This window comes from Thauera sp. K11 (assembly GCF_002354895.1).
Classification (GTDB): Bacteria; Pseudomonadota; Gammaproteobacteria; order Burkholderiales; family Rhodocyclaceae; genus Thauera; species Thauera sinica.
Genome location: NZ_CP023439.1, coordinates 4,240,548 through 4,259,055, shown reverse-complemented (window position 1 = coordinate 4,259,055; position 18,508 = coordinate 4,240,548). Strand labels below are relative to the sequence as shown.

Annotated in this window: 23 protein-coding genes; 18 read left to right on the top strand and 5 right to left on the bottom strand. The window is 66.1% G+C overall.

Features of this window, described 5'->3' with window-relative positions; genetic code table 11:
* Positions 1 to 5 precede the first annotated feature (5 nt).
* The 6 genes from CCZ27_RS18680 to CCZ27_RS18655 all read left to right on the top strand — a co-directional run bounded on the left by CCZ27_RS18680 (position 6) and on the right by CCZ27_RS18655 (position 6,176).
* Complete coding sequence (locus CCZ27_RS18680) at positions 6 to 566, top strand: DUF2857 domain-containing protein (RefSeq protein WP_096450754.1); 561 nt, start codon at positions 6 to 8, stop codon at positions 564 to 566.
* Between the two features lie 3 nt (positions 567 to 569).
* Positions 570 to 1,820: an STY4528 family pathogenicity island replication protein gene (locus CCZ27_RS18675; RefSeq protein ID WP_096450752.1), complete on the top strand. Its 1,251-nt coding sequence runs from the start codon at positions 570 to 572 to the stop codon at positions 1,818 to 1,820.
* A 309-nt stretch (positions 1,821 to 2,129) separates the two neighbouring features.
* The gene (locus CCZ27_RS18670; protein WP_096450750.1) at positions 2,130 to 2,915 is read left to right on the top strand and encodes a PFL_4669 family integrating conjugative element protein; all 786 of its coding nucleotides are present in this window, start codon (positions 2,130 to 2,132) and stop codon (positions 2,913 to 2,915) included.
* Entirely contained in the window at positions 2,912 to 3,463 is a 552-nt protein-coding gene (locus CCZ27_RS18665; protein WP_096450748.1) for a DUF3158 family protein, read from the top strand. The genes CCZ27_RS18670 and CCZ27_RS18665 overlap by 4 nt, the downstream gene beginning before the upstream one ends.
* Positions 3,460 to 3,843: a single-stranded DNA-binding protein gene (locus CCZ27_RS18660; protein ID WP_096450746.1), complete on the top strand. Its 384-nt coding sequence runs from the start codon at positions 3,460 to 3,462 to the stop codon at positions 3,841 to 3,843. Before CCZ27_RS18665 ends, CCZ27_RS18660 begins: the two co-directional genes overlap by 4 nt.
* A 302-nt stretch (positions 3,844 to 4,145) precedes the next feature.
* Entirely contained in the window at positions 4,146 to 6,176 is a 2,031-nt protein-coding gene (locus CCZ27_RS18655; RefSeq protein WP_096450744.1) for a DNA topoisomerase III, read from the top strand.
* A 525-nt stretch (positions 6,177 to 6,701) separates the two neighbouring features.
* Here CCZ27_RS18655 and arsN2 read toward each other — a convergent pair.
* The 5 genes from arsN2 to CCZ27_RS18625 are packed head-to-tail and all read right to left on the bottom strand — an operon-like array spanning position 6,702 to position 9,945.
* On the bottom strand, positions 6,702 to 7,532 hold the full coding sequence (gene arsN2, locus CCZ27_RS24765) for an arsenic resistance N-acetyltransferase ArsN2 (RefSeq protein ID WP_096450740.1): 831 nt from the start codon (positions 7,530 to 7,532) through the stop codon (positions 6,702 to 6,704).
* The gene (arsB, locus tag CCZ27_RS18640) at positions 7,529 to 8,620 is read right to left on the bottom strand and encodes an ACR3 family arsenite efflux transporter (protein WP_096450738.1); all 1,092 of its coding nucleotides are present in this window, start codon (positions 8,618 to 8,620) and stop codon (positions 7,529 to 7,531) included. The genes arsN2 and arsB overlap by 4 nt, the downstream gene beginning before the upstream one ends.
* A gap of 9 nt (positions 8,621 to 8,629) precedes the next feature.
* A complete protein-coding gene (locus CCZ27_RS18635) occupies positions 8,630 to 9,127 on the bottom strand; it encodes an arsenate reductase ArsC (protein ID WP_096450736.1) in 498 nt (165 codons plus the stop codon).
* 12 nt (positions 9,128 to 9,139) lie between these two features.
* Complete coding sequence (locus tag CCZ27_RS18630) at positions 9,140 to 9,604, bottom strand: ArsI/CadI family heavy metal resistance metalloenzyme (RefSeq protein ID WP_096450734.1); 465 nt, start codon at positions 9,602 to 9,604, stop codon at positions 9,140 to 9,142.
* An 11-nt stretch (positions 9,605 to 9,615) separates the two neighbouring features.
* Positions 9,616 to 9,945 carry an ArsR/SmtB family transcription factor gene (locus CCZ27_RS18625; RefSeq protein ID WP_096450732.1) on the bottom strand — a complete coding sequence of 110 codons (330 nt, stop codon included), beginning with the start codon at positions 9,943 to 9,945 and terminating at the stop codon, positions 9,616 to 9,618.
* Between the two features lie 325 nt (positions 9,946 to 10,270).
* On the opposite strand from CCZ27_RS18625, the gene CCZ27_RS18620 reads away from it, so the two are divergent.
* The 12 genes from CCZ27_RS18620 (at position 10,271) to CCZ27_RS18565 (ending at position 18,457) form a co-directional block, all read left to right on the top strand.
* Positions 10,271 to 10,522, top strand: coding sequence for a hypothetical protein (locus CCZ27_RS18620; RefSeq protein WP_041701432.1), 252 nt, complete (start codon positions 10,271 to 10,273; stop codon positions 10,520 to 10,522).
* Between the two features lie 25 nt (positions 10,523 to 10,547).
* Positions 10,548 to 10,940 (top strand): hypothetical protein, encoded by a 393-nt coding sequence (locus CCZ27_RS18615; RefSeq protein WP_096450730.1) that lies wholly within the window; start codon positions 10,548 to 10,550, stop codon positions 10,938 to 10,940.
* A gap of 103 nt (positions 10,941 to 11,043) precedes the next feature.
* Positions 11,044 to 11,508: a hypothetical protein gene (locus CCZ27_RS18610; RefSeq protein ID WP_096450728.1), complete on the top strand. Its 465-nt coding sequence runs from the start codon at positions 11,044 to 11,046 to the stop codon at positions 11,506 to 11,508.
* An 80-nt stretch (positions 11,509 to 11,588) separates the two neighbouring features.
* Positions 11,589 to 12,305, top strand: coding sequence for a DUF5983 family protein (locus tag CCZ27_RS18605; RefSeq protein WP_096450726.1), 717 nt, complete (start codon positions 11,589 to 11,591; stop codon positions 12,303 to 12,305).
* A 292-nt stretch (positions 12,306 to 12,597) separates the two neighbouring features.
* On the top strand, positions 12,598 to 13,395 hold the full coding sequence (locus tag CCZ27_RS18600; RefSeq protein ID WP_096450724.1) for a GTPase: 798 nt from the start codon (positions 12,598 to 12,600) through the stop codon (positions 13,393 to 13,395).
* 77 nt (positions 13,396 to 13,472) lie between these two features.
* Complete coding sequence (locus CCZ27_RS18595; RefSeq protein ID WP_096450722.1) at positions 13,473 to 13,838, top strand: DUF3085 domain-containing protein; 366 nt, start codon at positions 13,473 to 13,475, stop codon at positions 13,836 to 13,838.
* 413 nt (positions 13,839 to 14,251) lie between these two features.
* Complete coding sequence (locus CCZ27_RS18590) at positions 14,252 to 14,815, top strand: STY4534 family ICE replication protein (protein WP_096450720.1); 564 nt, start codon at positions 14,252 to 14,254, stop codon at positions 14,813 to 14,815.
* Positions 14,816 to 14,935: 120 nt separating this feature from the next.
* A complete protein-coding gene (locus CCZ27_RS18585) occupies positions 14,936 to 15,565 on the top strand; it encodes a DUF3275 family protein (protein WP_096450718.1) in 630 nt (209 codons plus the stop codon).
* Between the two features lie 101 nt (positions 15,566 to 15,666).
* The gene (locus tag CCZ27_RS18580; RefSeq protein WP_096450716.1) at positions 15,667 to 16,059 is read left to right on the top strand and encodes a hypothetical protein; all 393 of its coding nucleotides are present in this window, start codon (positions 15,667 to 15,669) and stop codon (positions 16,057 to 16,059) included.
* 7 nt (positions 16,060 to 16,066) lie between these two features.
* Complete coding sequence (locus CCZ27_RS18575) at positions 16,067 to 16,336, top strand: hypothetical protein (protein ID WP_096450714.1); 270 nt, start codon at positions 16,067 to 16,069, stop codon at positions 16,334 to 16,336.
* A 135-nt stretch (positions 16,337 to 16,471) separates the two neighbouring features.
* Positions 16,472 to 17,299, top strand: coding sequence for a DUF932 domain-containing protein (locus tag CCZ27_RS18570; protein ID WP_096450712.1), 828 nt, complete (start codon positions 16,472 to 16,474; stop codon positions 17,297 to 17,299).
* Between the two features lie 501 nt (positions 17,300 to 17,800).
* A complete protein-coding gene (locus CCZ27_RS18565) occupies positions 17,801 to 18,457 on the top strand; it encodes a hypothetical protein (RefSeq protein ID WP_096450710.1) in 657 nt (218 codons plus the stop codon).
* Positions 18,458 to 18,508: the final 51 nt, after the last annotated feature.

The following is an 18,508-nucleotide window of genomic DNA, read 5'->3' as shown; positions in this document are numbered from 1 at the left end:
CACCCATGTCCGCACCGCACCCGCTCAACCAGGCCGTCATCGCACAGGCGCTGCACGACCTGCGCAACGGGCAACTGCGACGCTGCAAGGCGATGGGCTTCGGCGAGGAAGAACTCGATGCGCTGAAGCATCCCGAACTCGTGAGCATGCTGGTCAATGCCACGGTCTCGTGGTGCTCGGTGTCGGTCAATCGCGAGGTGCTCAAGCGATTGCTGAGCCAGGTGCACGACGTGGAGCGCGAGATCGCCACGGTTGACCGCATGCTGCGCCTGGGCGCTAGCACCGAGATGGTCAGCCGCTTCTACGGCCTGACGCACCAGGAGGTGGCCCTGCGCCGCGACATACTCGGCCTGCCCAAGCGCAAGGGGCGGCATCCAGTGCTGGACGAGGCGCAGGACACGGCGTTGTGGAAGCAATGGAAGGCCGGCGTCACGGAGCGCGGCGTCGCGCTGGACGACGAGGTGGCGATGCTGGCGCTGACCATGGACCTGGCCGAGACCTTGAACCTGCCGATGTCGGTGATCTGGTCGGCGATACGCAACTGGATCGATCAGGGGCTGGTGTAGACCATGGCGACCGGCGGCTCACCCCGGCGCGATGGCCCCGTGGCGCTGTCGGCACTGTTCGACGACGCGCTGCGCGAACTGGTCCCCCCGACACCATCGGCACCGCCAGCCCCGCGCGGCACTGCCCCTGCGGCGCAGTCCGCGCCGGTCAGCGACGGTTTCCTGTACAGCGGCAACCGGCACGAGAGCGTGCCGCGCGCGCTGTTCCTCGACCGTCGCCTGACGCCGCTGGAGCGCAACGCCTGGCAGGTGTTCCGCCTGCAGCTCCAGAGCGACGGCGTGACGGCTTTCCCGACCTACGACCAGCTCCGGCCCTTTCTTGCCTCAATGCCATGCGCGGCACAAGCCTCGCACGAGACCGTGGCGCGCGCCTTGACGTTGCTGCGGCTGACGCGCTGGCTGAGCCTGGTGCGACGGCGCCGCGACCCGAAGACCGGGCGCATCCTGGGCAACCTCTACGTGCTGCACGACGAACCGCTGACACCCTTCGAGGCGATGCAGCTCGACCCCGACTACCTGGGCCTGGTCAGCCAGGCGCTGACCCATGCCGCGAAGGCGGTGCAAATCGTCGGTGCGAACACCCTGCGCGAGATCGCCGAAGACCCGATGCTCAATGGCCGCACGCTGCCCACGCGCCTACAGGTGCTGGCACAACGCATGGCCTGCAACGAATGGGTCGATGCGAGTTATCCACAAGAGCCTGTGGATCACGAATCCGAAGAAGGCCAGGACGGCCTACTTCGGAATCTCGACGGCCCGTCTTCGGATTCCGAAGCAGGGCCGAAACCCGCGCCAGACGGCTCACTTCGGAATCCGAAGGAGGACCGTACAGTACGTAAAGAAAATCATAGTGAAGTACGTACAGTACCGCGCGCGAAGGCGTTGCAGCACCTGCGCCTGCCCGAGCGCCTGCTGCGCTTGAAGGACGAACAGCAAAGCGGCGCGATGGTGGCCTTGCAGCAGGTGGACGAGTCGCTGCGGCAGGCGGTGCTGGACGAATGGGATGCGCGCTGTCGCAACAGCGCGGTGCGCAACCCGGCCGGCTACCTGTTCGGCATCATCCAGAAGGCGATCCGCGGCGAGTTCAAGGCTTGGGCCGGCGAAGGCGGCTCGCCATCGACGCCGCCTGCGCCGCCGCCACGGCCACCCGAACCGGCTCCTTCTGCATCGCCACCGCCCGCACCTAACGGCCCCGGCCGTGAGGCAGCGCGGGCTTACCTGGCGAAGCTGCGTTCGACGTTGGGCAACGCCTGAACAGCTATCCCCAGGGGATAGCTGGGACACGAAGCCTTCCAGCCATCGGCTTCGGTTCTGTCATGTGTCGCACCGTCGCAGCCCGGCGCGGACCTATCCCCAGGGGATAGGTGGAACACGCAGCCTTCCGCGCCCCCGGTTCGGTCCCCGTCTTCATCGCCTGAGACGGGGAGCTATCCCCTGGGGATAGACGCAACACGCGGCCTTCCGGGACGACAACCGGGGACGCACCCGCTGCGGTTTGTTGACTGACGCCCTTCCGGGCGATGCCGATGCTGGCGGCTCGTTCCTTTACCGCGAGTCGTCACCATGGCCAACGAATCCCAGCAGCCCTTGCAGTTGAACCTCGGATCGCTGCGCAGCGCGATGTCGCTGACGCTGCACACCCACCACGCTTCGCGCATCTGGCATGGTCGAGCGCCCGCCGAGGGTCGGCCCGGCATCATCGGCCTCAACGGCTACATCAGCGTGATGAACAAGATGAAGCGCGGTGCCGAGCAGGACGATCCTTACTCGGATTTCTGGATGCTGCGCATCGAGGACAAGCTGACGCAGACCAAGACGAGCTTGCAGGCGCTGCGCGAGCAGGTGGACCAGGCACTGGCCGACGTGCCGCCTGCGCTTTCGCTGGGCGAGAACATGAACGTGCAGCCCGTGAAGCTGCCGCTGTTCGTCAACGCGCAGCTCGGCTTCATGGCGGTGTACCTGCTGGCCGACTATGACGACCTGGCGCGCAAGCTGATCCTTGCCCACCACACCGCACTGATCGACCGCAGTACGTTGGAACGCTGGCTCAACGACGGCGCGCACGCGCTGCGCAGCCTGTTCTCCCTGGCACAGCAGTACCGCTACTCCGGCGCGACGCGCGACGACTTCGCCTCGAAGAACGCGGTGGCGCGGGCGGCGCTGGAGAAGTTCGGCGAACTGCCGCAGGACGTGCTCGAAGGCACGCGCCGCTCGCGCTTTGCACCACCGATCGCGCGGCGGGCGGGCAAGCCTGGCGCAGCCGCTGATGCCGCACCCGTCGCTGGCGCAGCCGACGTAGCGGACGACGACCATGACCATGATCACGGTGGCGAAGGCGCAAAGGCATGACGGCACCGTCTTCCACCGGCCAACCGGCGCGCTTCCTGCCGCTGGAACAGGCGGACTTCCAGCGCCTGGAACACGCGGGCTACCTAAAAGGCCTTTTACAGCCTTTTAAGGGTAAGGGGAGTCTGGAAGCCTGGGCCAACCAATGCACGGCGCTTCGCGACAACCTGATCGCCCTGGCGCAGCGGCGCGTTCTGCAGCAAGCGCGGGCCTACCCGTTCTCGCTGCTCGACGTGCAACTGGCCCAGCAGACCACGGGCGCAGGCACGACCTTCCTGCGCTGGCGCAACCACGACCGTTCCTCGATGGGCGTGGCGCTGTGGGAATCGCTGCTGGACCGCCCGGCGACGCCGGCCTCGCTGATCGACGGCCTGTACGCGATGGAGCTGCAACGCATCGCGCTGAACATGCAGATCAGCCTCCTTCACACGCTGGGCCGCCAGGCCCAGGAGTGCGCCAGCAAGGCCGCGCAGGCCGAAGCGGCTTACCTGCGGCGTGTCCACGGGCATGCCGTGTCCGTTCCATCCACCACCCCCAAGGAGTCACCATGAGTACGCACTTCGTCGGCGAAGGCAACATCGGTTCTGCGCCGGACTACCGCGAATTCCCCAATGGCAATGACGAGCCGCGCCGGCTGCTGCGCCTGAACGTCTACTTCGACAACCCGATCCCGAAGAAGGACGGCGAGTTTGAGGACCGCGGCGGCTTCTGGGCGCCGGTCGAACTGTGGCACCGCGACGCGAACCACTGGCAGACGCTGTACCAGAAGGGCATGCGGGTGCTGGTCGAGGGCCGCACGGTCAAGGACGAGTGGGAAGACGCTGACGACAACGAGCGCACGACTTTCAAGATCGAGGCTCGGCGCGTGGGCATCCTGCCGTACCGCATCGAGTCGGTGACGCTCAGCGCCAAGCCGGCCGGCGGGCAGTAGCTCGCTCGCCGTTTTGCGCTGTGCCGCTCTCCCGAGGGCGGCTGTAGCAACCGTCAGACGCCCGCCATGCACCAGCTATCCCCAGGGGATAGCTCCAGGGTCGTCCACCGAATTCCAGCCGCCCTCCCGAAACGACGCTTCCGCTGCGCCAGTTGCTGCGGTCTTGCTCGCACCACTGCGGCAGCGGATCGCCTGCCGATCACAAAGCGGTGTCTGCGCCAATCGGCTTCCTTGCTGTCGGCATTCGCTGGCCCGGCCAAGCTGGGCCCATCCGACGAACCGCTCATTTCCAAGGAGGCTTCATGCGCGTGTTCCTGTGCGAGAAGCCGTCTCAGGGCAAGGACATCGCCCGTGTGCTGGGCGCCGGCCAACGCGGCAACGGCTGCTATAGCGGTGCGGGTGTCGTCGTGACCTGGTGCATCGGTCATCTGGTCGAAGCGGTTCCGCCCGAAGGCTACGGCGAGCAGTACAAGCGCTGGGCCATCGAGCAACTGCCCATTCTTCCCGAACGGTGGCGCGTCGAGCCCAAGGCGGCGACCGCGGCGCAATTCAAGGTCGTGCAGCAGCTCGTCGCCAAGGCGGGCGAACTGGTGATCGCCACCGATGCCGACCGCGAGGGCGAGATGATCGCCCGCGAGATCATCGAGCTGTGCGGCTACCGCGGCCCGATCCAGCGGCTGTGGCTGTCGGCGCTCAACGATGCGTCGATCCGTAAGGCGCTGGGTGCGCTCAAGCCGTCCGCCGAGACGCTGCCGCTGTACTTCTCCGCGCTCGCCCGGTCGCGTGCCGACTGGCTGATCGGGATGAACCTGAGCCGCCTGTTCACGCTGCTGGGGCGCCAGGCCGGCTACAACGGCGTGCTGTCGGTCGGGCGTGTGCAGACACCGACGCTCAAGCTGGTCGTGGACCGGGATCGCGAGATCACGCGCTTCGTCTCGGTGCCATTCTGGGCCATCGAGGTGGCACTCTCGCATGCAGGCCAGTCCTTCGTCGCAAGCTGGATGCCGCCACAGGGCAGCACCGACGACGCCGGCCGCTGCTTGCAGCAGCCGGTGGCGCAGCAGGCCGCCGAACGCCTGCGCGCGGCCGGCACCGCCCAGGTGCTGTCGGTGGAGACCGAGCGCGTGCGCGAAGGCCCGCCGCTGCCGTTCGACCTCGGCACCTTGCAGGAAGTGTGTTCCAAGCAGTTGGGCCTCGACGTGCAGGAGACGCTGGACATTGCCCAGGCGCTGTACGAGACGCACAAGGCAACGACCTATCCGCGCTCGGATTCGGGCTACCTGCCCGAGAGCATGCTGGCCGAGGTGCCGGCCGTCCTCGACAGCCTGGTCAAGACCGATCCCGGTCTGCGGCCGCTGATCGACCGCCTGGACCGCCAGCAGCGTTCACGGGCCTGGAATGACGGCAAGGTCACGGCGCACCACGGCATCATTCCGACGCTGGAGCCGGCCAATCTCTCGGCGATGAGCGACAAGGAGCTGGCCGTCTACCGGCTGATCCGCGCCCATTACCTCGCGCAGTTCCTGCCGCACCACGAGTTCGACCGGACGGTGGCGCAGCTCACGTGCGGCGGGCAGTCGCTGGTGGCGGTCGGCATGCAGATCGCGGTGGCCGGATGGCGCCAAGTGCTGGCGGCGCCGGAGCCCGAGGACGGTGACGGTGAGGATGCACAGCGCGGACAGGTGTTGCCGGCGCTGCAGGCAGGTGCCGCCTGCCAGGTCGGCCAGGTCGAACTGAAGGCGTTGAAGACGCTGCCGTCCAAGCCCTACACGCAAGGCGAGCTGGTCAGGGCCATGAAGGGCGTCGCAAAGCTCGTGACCGACCCGCGCCTGAAGCAGAAGCTCAAGGACACCACGGGCATTGGCACCGAGGCCACGCGCGCCAACATCATCAGCGGGCTGCTGGCCCGCGGTTATCTGTTGAAGAGGGGTAGGTCCATCCGCGCGTCGGATGCCGCCTTCACGCTGATCGACGCCGTGCCGGCGGCCATCGCCGACCCGGGCACCACGGCGGTGTGGGAGCAGGCGCTGGACATGATCGAGGCCGGCCAGATGACGCTGGACACCTTCATCGCCAAGCAATCGAGCTGGGTCGCCCAGCTCGTGCAGCAGTACCGCGGCGCCACGCTGAACCTCAAACTGCCGCCCGCACCGAGCTGCCCGCAGTGCGGCGCATCGATGCGCCAGCGCAGCGGCAAGAGCGGCGCGTTCTGGTCTTGCAGCCGCTACCCGGACTGCAAGGGCACGCAGCCGGTCGAAGATACCGGAGCAGGCAAGCGCGGCGCATCCAGCCGTGCATCAGGCCCACCGCGTCGGCGCCCCAGGGCGAACTGACGCCCCTATCTCCCTCTGCCACGCCGGCTGCTGCCGACGGCGGGGCAAACCTCCCGCGCCTCGCGGGACTCCCCAGCGCGCGTTCCCTTCTGCAACGGTGTGCGCGTCCTGCACAGGCCGATCACGGCTGGCAGGGCGAGAAGGTCATTGTTCCATCGAATCGCGCTCGCCGCGATTCCGCTGATCGACGTGCTTCCGTCCATCCGCGAGCGGTCTCCTGACGCCTTGGCCCGCAAGGCTGCGAGGTGCCAGGAGACCGCTTGCGGTCGACGGTATTCGGTGCCGGTGCCCGCCGGCGGAACAACGGGTTCCCTTTGTGTGTGGATACACGCCAGAGGATGCCGGCCCCAGCCACGAAACGGGCCGGGTGAGATTGCTGACGCAGCGAATGGCTTTGACGACAGCCTGGCCTGCTTGCAGCCCACAGGTGGATTGATTCCTCTCCAGCCGAAGGTCTGAGTGACCTTCGGCGCTTGTTCCATCAGCGGATTCATCCCCGCTCCGGCACAGTCTTGTGAGACTGCATCACAACGTCATGTGGCGGCTGAGCAGCGCAGCACTCGAAGGGCACAGGCTCGCGGCCTCCCGTGTGGCAAGGATCGCCGCTGGCGCGGCAGCGCGTTCCGCGGGATTGAAGCCCGCGCGCTCGAAGAACGGCGCTGCCGTCGTCGTCAGCAACCAGGCTTCGCGTCCGCCTTCATCGAAGGCGCGGCGCAGCAACAGCGCGAGCATGCCGCTGCCGATGCCGCGATGGCGTGCTTGTGGCAGCACCACCAGGGAGCGCACCAGTACGTCCCGGTCCATGTGCTCGAAGCCGCCGAAGCCCACGCGCTCACCTGACACGGTGGCATAGGCAAAGAAGCGACGCCCCGGCTCGGTCAGGTCGTCGGTGGGAAGACCGGCCTCATGCAGCGCCAGCGCAAGGTCCGGGTCGCTGCCGGCGATCGACGTGTCCACCAGGAGCGACGTGCCGTCCTCTTTGCGTATCTCTTCCGCTGGCCGCTTCGGCAGCAAATCGACCACCATGTCCGAAGGGCGACACAGCCGCACGCCCAAGGGAGACACCACGATTGGCCGATTGATGAGGATCGGGTGCGCCAGCATCTGGTCGATCAACTGGTCGTCGCTCCAATGTGCGGCATCCAGGCCCAGTTCCTTGTAGGGCGTGCCCTTGACGCGCAACGCATCCCGCACGCGCATGCCCATCCGCGCAAATAGCGCCTTCAAGGTCTCGTGGGCGGGCGGCACCTTCACGTACTCGATGACGGTGGGCTCGATGCCGCTGGCGCGGACCAGCGCCAGCGTGTTGCGCGACGTGCCGCAATCCGGGTTGTGGTAGATCGTGATGGTGCTCATGCCGGATGCCTGATCACATTGCGCGGGGCCTGTTCGTACCAGCCGCGAGAACGGTTGACCACACGCACCACCAGCAGCATCACGGGCACCTCGATCAGCACGCCAACCACGGTGGCCAGCGCGGCGCCGGAATGGAAGCCGAACAGGCTGATGGCGGCCGCCACGGCCAGCTCGAAGAAGTTGGACGCACCGATCAGCGCCGAGGGGCCGGCGATGTTGTGCTTCTCGCCGACACGGCGGTTGAGCCAGTAGGCCAGGCCGGAATTGAAGAACACCTGGATGAGGATGGGCACGGCCAGCATCGCGATCACCAGCGGCTGCTGCAGGATGGCCTGGCCCTGAAAGGCGAACAGCATCACCAGGGTCAACAGCAGCGCGGCGATGGACAGCGGGCCGATGTGTTCCAGCGCCCGGTCGAATGTTGCCTGTCCACGACGCAACAGCGAGCGGCGCCATACCTGGGCGATGATGACCGGGATGACGATGTAGAGCACCACCGAGATCAGCAGCGTGTCCCACGGCACGATGATCGAGGACAGGCCGAGCAGCAGAGCGACGATGGGCGCGAAGGCGAACACCATGATGGTGTCGTTCAAAGCCACCTGCGAGAGCGTGAACATCGGGTCGCCGCCCGTCAGCCGGCTCCAGACGAACACCATCGCCGTGCAGGGCGCGGCGGCCAGCAGGATCAGGCCGGCGACGTAGCTGTCGAGCTGGTAGGCCGGCAGCCAGTCGGCGAAGACGTGGCGGATGAATAGCCAGGCCAGCAGCGCCATCGAGAACGGCTTGACCGCCCAATTGACGAACAGCGTCACGCCGATGCCGCGCCAGTGCTGGCGGACCTGGCCGAGCACGCCGAAGTCCACCTTGAGCAGCATCGGGATCACCATGATCCAGATCAGCAGGCCGACCGGCAGGTTGACCTGGGCCACTTCCATGCGACCGATGGCCTGGAATGCGCCGGGCGCGAACTGGCCCAGGGCGATGCCGGCGACGATGCACAGCAGTACCCACACCGTCAGGTAGCGCTCGAAGATGCTCATCGAGAACGATGGCGTGGCGGCAACGGCTTCAGTCTGTATGGCCATCGCGCTACGTCACTGCTTGCCGATGGCGCGCAGCTCGTGCTGGAGCGACATGGCATCGAGCCGTTGGAGCGGCAGCGACAGGAACAGCTCGATGCGACGCTTGAGCGTCAACGCAGCGTCCATGAACGCCTTGCGCTGCTGTTCCTCGCTGCCTTCGACGGCGGCCGGATCGGGCACGCCCCAATGGGCCGAGACCGGTTTGCCTGGCCAAACGGGACACACCTCGCCGGCGGCGTTGTCGCAGACGGTGAAGATGAAATCGAAAACCGGCGCGCCGGGCGCCACGAATTCGTCCCAGCTCTTGCTACGGTAGCCGGTCGTCGGCAGGTGCAGGCGCTCCAGCGTGGCGAGCGCCAGCGGGTGGACTTCGCCCTTGGGGTGGCTCCCCGCCGAATAGGCGTGGAATCGCCCTTGGCCCAGCTCGTCGAGGATGCCTTCCGCCAGGATGGAACGCGCCGAATTGCCGGTGCAGATGAACAGCGCGTTGTAGGTTTTTTCAGTCGTCATGCGCGCCTCGCGTCAGCAGCAGGAAGAAGCCTGCTTCGCGGTAGACCGGCTATCCATCGGCGCGCAGCAAGCCGGAGCGGTGCCCGGCGCGGGCTGCGGCGCTTCGTTGAATACGGGGATGTTGCCCAGCGTGTAATAGTGCTCCCAGGCCACGCCTTGCGGGTCGGTAATCCAGTGTTTCTCGCTGCGCGCATAGCAGCAGGTCGTAGTGCCTTCGTCGAGCAGTGCCATATCAGCGGCCTGCGCGCGGGCCTTCAGGGCGGCGAGTTCGTCGGCGTCGTCGGTCTGGATGCCCAGGTGGTCGATGCCCGGCTTGCTGCCGCGCGTGGAGATGGCGAAATTGACCGGCGGATCTTCGAGCATCCACTTCGCATAGTCGCTTTCAATGCGCGCCGGCTGCGCGGCGAACAGTTGGGAATAGAAGCCGACGCTGCGGTCCAGGTCATCGACATGCAGGTGGACGTGAAAGCGTTTCATGGAGGTTCCTTTCAGCAGGAGGTACAGGCGCGGGTGGATTCGTTGGCCTCGCACACGCCGCCTTGGCAGCAGTGCTCGGTCAGGTAGCCGAGCAGCCCGTTCATGTGGGCGAAGTCGGCGCGGTAGATCAGGTTGCGGCCCTGCTGTTCGATGCTGACCAGGCCGGCATGGGCCAGCTCCTTCAGGTGGAAGGACAGCGTGTTGCGGGCCACATCGAGCTGGTCGGCTAGGACGCTGGGCGTGAGCCCTTCGGGGCCGGCGACGACCAGGGCTCGAAACACGCGGAGGCGCTGGGTGTGAGCCAGGGCGCCCAGGGCGGAAATGGCTTGGGTCTCGTTCATGATTCAATAATACAACATTTATCGAATCATTGGGCAGCACCCAGCAGCAATCAGGGACGAGGCGGGAACCGATTCCCCCGTGACGCAGAACGCGCCCCAGCGTGATCCTTTGCGGCACGTGTTGCTGACCTGATCAGCACATGCCAGCAGCCTGGGTCTTTCGGCTGCCGCGGGAATCCTCTCGTGCGACCCACCAGTCCGCTTCGCATCGACCACCGCGGACAGGCGTTTCACAACGCCGATGCCGTTCATGTTCAACCCTTCGGGAGGTATCCGCTCCCGTCAGGGCGTGGTGCTCCCGGTCTTCAACCACCAGGAGAACCCCATGTCCCTTGCGTTCGCATCGGCACCTTTGAGTGCTGAACAGGCCCGCGCGGAATCCATCGGCTACCAGGCCTTGGCCTACGTCGGCAAGCGCCTGCCCCTGCAGGTGCTGTGCAGCGCGGCCGGCCACTACATCGGCACCGCCGATGCGGACGGCCCGGTCTCGCGCGAGTCGGTCAGCTACTTCCGCTCGCACCACGCCGCCGAGCACGCCCTGCAAACGGGCCGCTGGCAGCAGCGCCTCCACCCGTGATGTCCAACCACCAGGAGCCCATGTCATGAACCGTGCCCTGCCTCAAGAGGTACTTGATCAGATCGAGCTGGAACACCAGCACTTCGCCGCCGCGCCCCAAGCCTTCTTCGAGGCGTGGAAACGCGGCGTCGACATCGCCGGAGCCGAATGGTTCGGCGACGGTACCCGCGAAGGCCTGCAGCGTGCCACCACCAAGTGGGATCTGCGGCCGAAGCTGCTGATGCTCAACGATGCCCTCGGCGTCCTGAGCAGCGGCCAGCGGATGTTCCTGTCCGCGATGGTGAGCTTCTACAACGCCCGCGAGGGCGGTGCGATGCTCAAGCGTTGCGGCTTCGAGGGTCTGTCCGACCTGGGCGGTCTCGACCTGGAACGGCGCAAGGTCATCGCCGACCTGACGCTGAACTACAACGGCTGGTGAGCCGCGCTGCGGCCTGCCGACGTTCTTCTTTTCTTCCCACCCCACGAGGGACATGCGTCCCTGCATGGGGCCATGTCCCTCCTTTTCTTGAAAGGAGTGATTCATGTCCCCTGACTTTTCCATCGGTCTGCTCGTGACCGACGACGACATCGATGCGGTCATCCTTGAAGGCTGGCCGGCCGACGTGCGCAAGCCGCGCATCGTGGTGTTCGACTACGCCGGCAATGATGTGCCCGACGAGTATGTGCTGCGTGTCAGCAGCGGAACCCCGAATACCGGATTGACCGGGCGCGAGGTGTTCCCGGTCGAGTACGGACCCGACTGCCGCTACCCATCGCCCGCTGAAGTCCTTTCGGTGCTCGATGCACCTAAGCCGGCCGGAAAACCTTCCGCGCTGAGCATCGCCCGCAACGTGCACCAGAGCATCCTCAACCTGGATGCGCGCCTGGATCGCCTGGAGCAGGCGCCGACCGGCGACGACTACAACCGCCTGTACCAGCTTGCGAATGGCGGCCTGCTCGACCTGTTGAAGGCGCTGGGCGACCCGTCCTCTACCGCTGCCGGCTGACCGGCTGCCACTTCATCCACCCGCTGGGGTTCAATCCCCAGCAGGGGATTGCCTCGGCCATCCCCTGCTGGAGAAATCCCATGTCCTACTCGAACAACAATCCCTTTGTCCGCGGCTACGACGGCCTGTCCGTCCAGCGGCTGCTCGCCATCTCCTACGACGACGACTGCCCGCTGACCTACCTGCCGCTGCATCCTTCGCAGTCGAATCTACCGGACAGCCAGGTCGAACGGCGGGCCTGCATCTTCTCGGACGACTTCGTGCTGATCACCGAGGACCAGGCGGTCCCCGACGAGTTGCAGGCGCAATGCCGCAGCCACGGGCTCGCCCGCAACGTGGTCTATGCCGTGATGGCCCAGGAAGACGGCAAGCCGCTGCACGTGGGCGACACTTACTCCGAAGAAGCAGCGCGGGAAGTCGTGCGGCGCCTGCGCTATGAAACCGGCTACTACAGCCGGTGCTGGGAAATCAGCAGCGCGCACCTCGACGCCGACGCGCATCGCTTCCTCGCCGAGCTTGCGGACATCGCCACGCCGACGCTGTTCCTGTTCGTCGCCTTCCGCATCCCGTACAGCCCGGCCATCGGGTTGAAGCTGATCGCCACGCCCTGGACCGACGAGAACCTGCGCGCGGTCGAAGGCATCACGGCCAAGCGGCTGATGCAGGAGCATCGCAAGAAGGGCATGCCGGAATCCCTCGTGCACGTGCTGCACCTGGCCGCGCTCGCCGACGTGCGCATGCTGATCTTCGATGCCGATGCGCAGGTGCTGGACGGCCTGCCGATCTACGACGACTGACACCACCTTTCGAGCCCCCACGCGGGGCTCGTTCTCTTTCTGGACGAAGCCGGTGGCCGCGCAGTGCCGATTCCCCCGCGACGCTGGCCCACGCCTGACGCATGCTGCTCGCATGTTCGCTGGCGTTGCCGGCAAGCATGCCCAGGCAGTCGAGACCTTCGAGGCTGCGGCACGGTTCGCCGTGCTGGTTGCTTTTCCTTCTCCGGGCGCATGTCGCGTCCATCCACCTCACCCCCAAGGGACACACCTCCCTTGCGGGCGGAAGTCCCTTGGTTGCCACAAGGAGTCTTCCATGGATACCCAAGCCATCCGCGCACAGATGCCGACGCTGGTTCGCGGCCACGTGCCTGCCAACGTCCGCAGCTTCAAGTTCAACATCTTCGACGGCCAGCCCAAGGTTTCGACGCTGGGCTTCCACGTTGATCCCAAGCCCTTCGAGGGCAAGGTCATCGCCACCACCGACGAGGCCATCGTCGTCAAGACGGGGCGGGCCGAGTTCGCGGTGCTCGACAAGGCCCTCGTCACCGACGTGCCCGACGAAGGCGCCAAGGTGCAGGTCGAACCGTATGCGCGGCGCCGCTTCGACGGCTTGCGCGCGGATACGCCCGAGGAGAGCACTGAGTTCACCGCCGACGGCCAGCCGCACACGGTGAAGCGGCTCACCCTGGGTTCCGCGCCGGCCAAGCTGCCGATCCCCGAGCCGCAGTGCCCCGAGCTGCAGGAGCTGATCCACCAACTGGAGCAGTTGCCCGCGCCCGATGGATTCCGCCGCATCACGCACCTGCTGGTGGATGCCGGCGCGCGGGACTTCACGGTGGTCGATCCGAGCCCCAGCAACATCATCGCCACGCCGCCGGCCATCGGCCTCACCGTCGCTTCGGCGAAGTTCCAGGGGCGCGTCACCGTGCTCTACGAACGCGGCCTCGACACCTACGCGGTGGAGCTGCATCGCGAAGGCGAGCTGGTCGAGCGGGTCGATGAAGTGTTCTTCGACACCTTGGGCCAGGTGCTGGAGCGGCTGATCGACGACGGGAGCTGGCGCCTCATCCGCGTGCAGCGCTTGTCCGGTCGCAAGCCCGTCCAGCACTGAGTCCCTGCATCCCCAAGCGGCTTCCCGTCCTCACGGCGGGAAGCCATTTTCTCGTACCTCCATTGGAGATCACTTCCATGACTGTTCGATTCAAAGGCGCCGCGCTTCGGCCCGTGCTCGCCGAGGCAGCGGCCAACCAGTGCCGCGTCATCCTGGTCAAGGACCAGGGCGTGTATTTCATGGCCGAGCGTGGCGAGCGCCAGCCCGATGGACGGCGCAAGACGATCGCCTATGCCGTGGGCTGCAACCCCCATGTCGATGCGTTCGACGACTGGTGGGAACTGACGCGCGCCGAATTCGGCGGCGACGACTTCGGCGAGTTCTTCGACCTGCAGGAACGGGTCTTTACCCGCATCCTGCACAGCGAGGACGACCTCGAAGTGTCGGCCACGGCCACGCACCTGTCGATGCAGCCCATGCCCGCTGCGCCGGCCGGCCACTGACTGGCCTGCTTCCCAGCCCCTTCACGGGGGCTTCTCTTTTTTCTGGTTCAGCGGCCCCGGCCGCATGTCGGCTCAAGCTCCCCACTGGCGCAATGGACTGAAGAGCGCCAGCAATGCGGAGAGTCACGGATACCGATTGCCGCTCGCGCGGGCGCGTGCCAGGCGCCACGCTTACCACCATGTTCCGCTGACACCCGTCAGCAGCATGCCCAGGCAGTCTCGATCTTCAAGACTGCGATGCGGTTCCGACCGCGCTGATCACCCAGTTCGCTCCGGCATCCCAGCGCGAACGGCCATCGGTTCTCCCGATGGTGATGCCACCCAAGCTGTTCCTTCAACCCACGCGGGGGTTCCACACCTTCCCCGCCTTGGGTCGGGTGTGTCTCCGCCTCTTTGTTCTCAGGAGATTCACCATGACCACTTCCACCGAAAAGTCCTTCTTCGACCTGCACATCACCGGACTCGGGTATCTCAATCGCATCCGCGAAGTGAAGCCCAAGAAAGGCGATGCGTTCCTGGCCTGCGACATCGCGGCGCTCAACGGCCCCAGCGATGATGTGGCCTACGTGCGTTTCGACACGCGCGTCTCGGGCTCCGAAGCGCAGCACCTGGTGCGCCGCTGCATCCAAGCGGTTGATGCCGAGAAGAAGGTGATGATCGGCTTCCGCCTGGGCGACCTGTGGACCGACACCTTTACCTACTCCAAGGGCAAGCGTGCCGGCGAGCAGGGCGTTAGCCTCAAGGCCCGCCTGCTGTTCGTCAGTTGGATCAAGGTCGATGGCAAGCTCGTCTACAAGGCCGAGCCCAAGCCGACCGACGCCGACGACCGCGACGAACGCGACGTGCGCGCCACGGATGTCCCCGCGACGTCCGCCGAGCCGCAAGCCGCTGCGTCCGAGCCCGCCAGGCCCGCCGCTGAAGCTGCCGATGAAGCCACTGCCGATGCGCCCGCATTGGAAGTTGCCGAGTCGTTCTGATCCGCAAGGCCCTGACTCTGAATTGAGCCCAGGGCCTTGTCTTCTCCCACTCGCGTGCGCATGCGACCGTCACCATGACGGCCGTGTGCGTGACCGCAGCTTCGTCCGCAGGAGTTCTTCATGATCACCATTCCCGGCCAATTGGCCATCAAGACCATCCACGGCCGCAACGGCGACTTCAACGTCGGGCGCCTTGCGACCTCCATCGGCGAGTTCGTCGTGAAGAACGCCGAACTCGACCAGTACGCCGAAGGCAAGTACGAGGGCGATTTCGCCATCGCGGAGATTCGCCCGTCCACGTACAGCGCCAACGGCCGCATGGTCATCGAGATCCGCGCCCTCCTGGGTGGGATGACTTTGTCCAACATCGACGCCCTGAGCCGTGACGACGCCCGCCGGCTGAGTCCGCAGGAAGTCGATCCGATCGACGAGGAAGCGCAGACCGCCACGCCGACGCCGACGACCGCCCCCAAGGCGGCCGGCCGGAAGAAGGCGCGCAGCTCGCGCGACCCGCTGGTCGATACCACGCCGTTCGGCAGCGAGCCGGCTGCTGCGTCTGCCGAGGCTACGGCCCATGCGGACGACGACGGCGACGCGGCGCTGTTCGACACACTCTGGCCGCTGGGCGATGTCGTCAAGCTCGATGCCACCGTGGATCGGCGCGTGCTGCGCCAGCAGCGCGACCGCCTCGGCGACCTGGGCTACGAGTTCGCTCCGCTGTCCCAGGACTGGCACCTCGCCAGGGTGTGATCCCATCGCCATTTCACGCCGCATGCCTGCGGCTTTCCACCACCCGCCGGGGCTCCTTCCCCGGCGGGAGGACTCCGGCCCTTTCTCACAGGAGTCATTCCATGGGCTGGACATTCGTTCGATTGACGCGCGATCAGTTGATCCGCGAGCTGACCGCAACCGAGGAAACCGAGCGGTCGTGCAGTGAGGTCATCGACCACACGCTGGTCGGCAACGTGCTGTGGACGGTGGTGCGCGTCACCGCCAAGCAGGCCGGTGTCCTGGGTCTCGCACCCGGCGAGTCGGCCACCTTGATCGGCTGCCATCTGCTGGAAAGCGAGGGCCGCGAATGGGGCTACAAGTTCCTGGTCGAGGCCGAGCACCCGTACTACTACTCGTGCCCGCTGCGCTATCTCGACATGGCGCCGCAGCGCTGCGCCACCTGGCGCGCAAGGGTGCATGCCTTCCACCAGCAGCCGACGCGCAAAGCGGCCGGCGATGCAGCCACCGACTGAGGCGCACATGGACACCCTCATGTCGTCCTTGCCGCCCGAGCTGCTTCGCTTCGTCGAAGACCAGTTGGCCAACAACGAGGTTTCCGACGACGACGAACTGCGCGAGCACTTCATCGCCAACGGCCTGAGCGAAGAACAGGCGTGGCAGGCACTGACCTACCGCGCCCTGTACTTGCGCTACATCTTCCTCGAAGGCTTCACGCCGATCCTTAAAGGCCAGGAAGCGCTTTGCTTCAACCCGCATAGCCGAGGCTGGGAGCCGGTTCAGAACCCATAGGCCGCTTCCCAGCGACGCGCTTCTTCATCCCTTCCATCAGGCCCTGTTCAGCAGGGCTTTTCTTCGTCCCATGCAATCCGCGCATCCGGCCTCGGCCGCTGGATACCGATTGCTTCATTCCGCAAGGAGATCATCATGCAACTCGCTTCCCGCTTCGCTTTTCGCTCCCCGGTGCTGCGCGCCGACTATCCGCTGTCGGATGATCAGATTCGCACCGTGGCCCCGTCCATCTTCGCGGACACCCCGCACGAAAGCCGCTCCGAACGGTACAGCTACATCCCCACGGCGGCTGTGCTGACTGAACTGCGCAAGGAAGGCTTCCAGCCGTTCATGGTGTGCCAGACCCGCGTGCGGCACGAGGACCGCCGCGACTACACCAAGCACATGCTGCGCCTTCGCCACGCCAGCCAGATCAACGGCGCCGAGGCGAACGAGATCATCCTGCTCAACTCGCACGACGGCAGCAGCAGCTACCAGATGCTCGCGGGCCTGTTCAGATTCGTCTGCCACAACGGCCTGGTGTGCGGCGACACCTTCGCCGACGTGCGGGTGCCCCACAAGGGCAACGTCACCGATCACGTGATCGAAGGCGCCTACGAGGTGCTGCACGGCTTCGAGCGCGTGCAGGACTCGCGCGACGCCATGCAGGGCATCACGCTGGACAACGGCGAGGCCGAGGTCTTCGCCAGGTCGGCGCTGACCTTGAAGTACGACGATTCGGGCAAGGCCTTGCCCATCACGGAGACCCAGATCCTGCGGCCCCGTCGTTACGACGACAACCGCGCCGACCTGTGGACTGTCTTCAACAGAGTCCAGGAGAACCTGGTCAAGGGCGGCCTGAGCGGCCGTGCTGCCAACGGGCGCCGGCAGCGCACGCGAGCCGTCCAGGGCATCGACCAGAACGTCCGGCTCAACCGGGCGCTGTGGCTGCTCGCGGACGGCCTACGCCAGCTCAAAGCCTGACCCACAAGCGGATCGTGCCTCACGGCATGGTCCGCTTTTTTTTGGCTGGTGCTGTGCTGCCAGCGCACCGTGTTCCATTTGGTTCGGTGTAACCCTAATGCGGCAATTCGCGGCTGCCTCGAAAATCGAGATTCGACTGCATACCTCCCTGGCTTTTCCTCCCTGAGCCAAGCAGTCATCTTTGCCGCCTCGGTGTCCCCGGGGCGGTTTTCTTTTGCGGCCGTCCTTCCGGCGCCGCGGGCGATGCGCCAGCGCAAACAGGGTTGGGCGCCGGGTCGGTTTTTCGCTCACGCGGTGTACGCAGCTTGGCGCAGGCTATGACTCGTGTCCGTCGGCGTAGCCGACAACATGCCCAGGTAGCCCAGACCTTCAAGGCTACGGTGCGTTGCGACGCACGGTCTGATTCTTCACAACGACGTTCACCGCGTCTTCTTTCATCCCCCTGGGGCAGTGACTGCCCTAGCGGGTGGTGCTGTCTCCGCTCACTTCGAGGACATCACCATGCCTGCACCTTCTTCCCCCAAGACGCTCTATCGCATCGACGAATGCCCCGACCTGATGGCCGATGGCGTCGTCGGTGACGAGAACGGCAACCTGGTCTTCATCTCTCTCTGGTCGCGCGACACCGCCGTCCAGGGATTCCTGGCCCGCCTCACCCTGGGCCGGGACGAGCAGGGACTGGACCAGTTCCACGTCATCACCGAGCAGGGCGCGAGCATCCCGGTCTTCGTCGGCAACGTCGAGAACCTGGAAAAGCGCAGCGCACGCGCCTACCGGCGCACGCTGTTCGGCTCGCTGACCAACATCTGGCTGTTCGATCGGCGCTGCGTCAAGCCCGACAAGGCCAACGCCAGCGCGCTGGCGCTCCTGCCCCGCGGCTCCGCGCACCGGCTCGACCGGATGTGGAGGCTGGTGCGGGACACCTGCCCGCTGCCGCTTCTCGATCCCTGGCGCGATGGCGTGCTGGAGCTGCTGCAGGCGAAGTCAATGCTGACGCGCCTGCCGTTCGCCCTCGGTCCCCTGGAAGGCCATCGGCTCGCCATCGACGTGCCGACGCTGACCCAGGTGCTGGGCGGCCTGATCCGCAGCGGTGCGCTGGTCGCCGACACGCCCGTCAGCCGCATGCCCTCGGCCCGCCCGCTCGAAGCGGTGGCTTGAGGTTCCTTCACCGGACATGCACGCGCGCATGTCCGCATCCCTTCATCTTCA

Coding starts and splice junctions, on each gene's coding strand:
- CCZ27_RS18625 (WP_096450732.1), bottom strand. CDS start 9,945: ATGAACGAGACCCAAGCCATTTCCGCCCTGGGCGCCCTGGCTCACACC.
- CCZ27_RS18610 (WP_096450728.1), top strand. CDS start 11,044: ATGTCCCCTGACTTTTCCATCGGTCTGCTCGTGACCGACGACGACATC.
- CCZ27_RS18580 (WP_096450716.1), top strand. CDS start 15,667: ATGGGCTGGACATTCGTTCGATTGACGCGCGATCAGTTGATCCGCGAG.
- CCZ27_RS18630 (WP_096450734.1), bottom strand. CDS start 9,604: ATGAAACGCTTTCACGTCCACCTGCATGTCGATGACCTGGACCGCAGC.
- CCZ27_RS18570 (WP_096450712.1), top strand. CDS start 16,472: ATGCAACTCGCTTCCCGCTTCGCTTTTCGCTCCCCGGTGCTGCGCGCC.
- CCZ27_RS18680 (WP_096450754.1), top strand. CDS start 6: ATGTCCGCACCGCACCCGCTCAACCAGGCCGTCATCGCACAGGCGCTG.
- CCZ27_RS18675 (WP_096450752.1), top strand. CDS start 570: ATGGCGACCGGCGGCTCACCCCGGCGCGATGGCCCCGTGGCGCTGTCG.
- CCZ27_RS18595 (WP_096450722.1), top strand. CDS start 13,473: ATGACTGTTCGATTCAAAGGCGCCGCGCTTCGGCCCGTGCTCGCCGAG.
- CCZ27_RS18635 (WP_096450736.1), bottom strand. CDS start 9,127: ATGACGACTGAAAAAACCTACAACGCGCTGTTCATCTGCACCGGCAAT.
- arsN2 (WP_096450740.1), bottom strand. CDS start 7,532: ATGAGCACCATCACGATCTACCACAACCCGGATTGCGGCACGTCGCGC.
- CCZ27_RS18600 (WP_096450724.1), top strand. CDS start 12,598: ATGGATACCCAAGCCATCCGCGCACAGATGCCGACGCTGGTTCGCGGC.
- CCZ27_RS18605 (WP_096450726.1), top strand. CDS start 11,589: ATGTCCTACTCGAACAACAATCCCTTTGTCCGCGGCTACGACGGCCTG.
- CCZ27_RS18665 (WP_096450748.1), top strand. CDS start 2,912: ATGACGGCACCGTCTTCCACCGGCCAACCGGCGCGCTTCCTGCCGCTG.
- CCZ27_RS18565 (WP_096450710.1), top strand. CDS start 17,801: ATGCCTGCACCTTCTTCCCCCAAGACGCTCTATCGCATCGACGAATGC.
- CCZ27_RS18590 (WP_096450720.1), top strand. CDS start 14,252: ATGACCACTTCCACCGAAAAGTCCTTCTTCGACCTGCACATCACCGGA.
- CCZ27_RS18615 (WP_096450730.1), top strand. CDS start 10,548: ATGAACCGTGCCCTGCCTCAAGAGGTACTTGATCAGATCGAGCTGGAA.
- CCZ27_RS18660 (WP_096450746.1), top strand. CDS start 3,460: ATGAGTACGCACTTCGTCGGCGAAGGCAACATCGGTTCTGCGCCGGAC.
- CCZ27_RS18620 (WP_041701432.1), top strand. CDS start 10,271: ATGTCCCTTGCGTTCGCATCGGCACCTTTGAGTGCTGAACAGGCCCGC.
- CCZ27_RS18585 (WP_096450718.1), top strand. CDS start 14,936: ATGATCACCATTCCCGGCCAATTGGCCATCAAGACCATCCACGGCCGC.
- arsB (WP_096450738.1), bottom strand. CDS start 8,620: ATGGCCATACAGACTGAAGCCGTTGCCGCCACGCCATCGTTCTCGATG.
- CCZ27_RS18655 (WP_096450744.1), top strand. CDS start 4,146: ATGCGCGTGTTCCTGTGCGAGAAGCCGTCTCAGGGCAAGGACATCGCC.
- CCZ27_RS18670 (WP_096450750.1), top strand. CDS start 2,130: ATGGCCAACGAATCCCAGCAGCCCTTGCAGTTGAACCTCGGATCGCTG.
- CCZ27_RS18575 (WP_096450714.1), top strand. CDS start 16,067: ATGGACACCCTCATGTCGTCCTTGCCGCCCGAGCTGCTTCGCTTCGTC.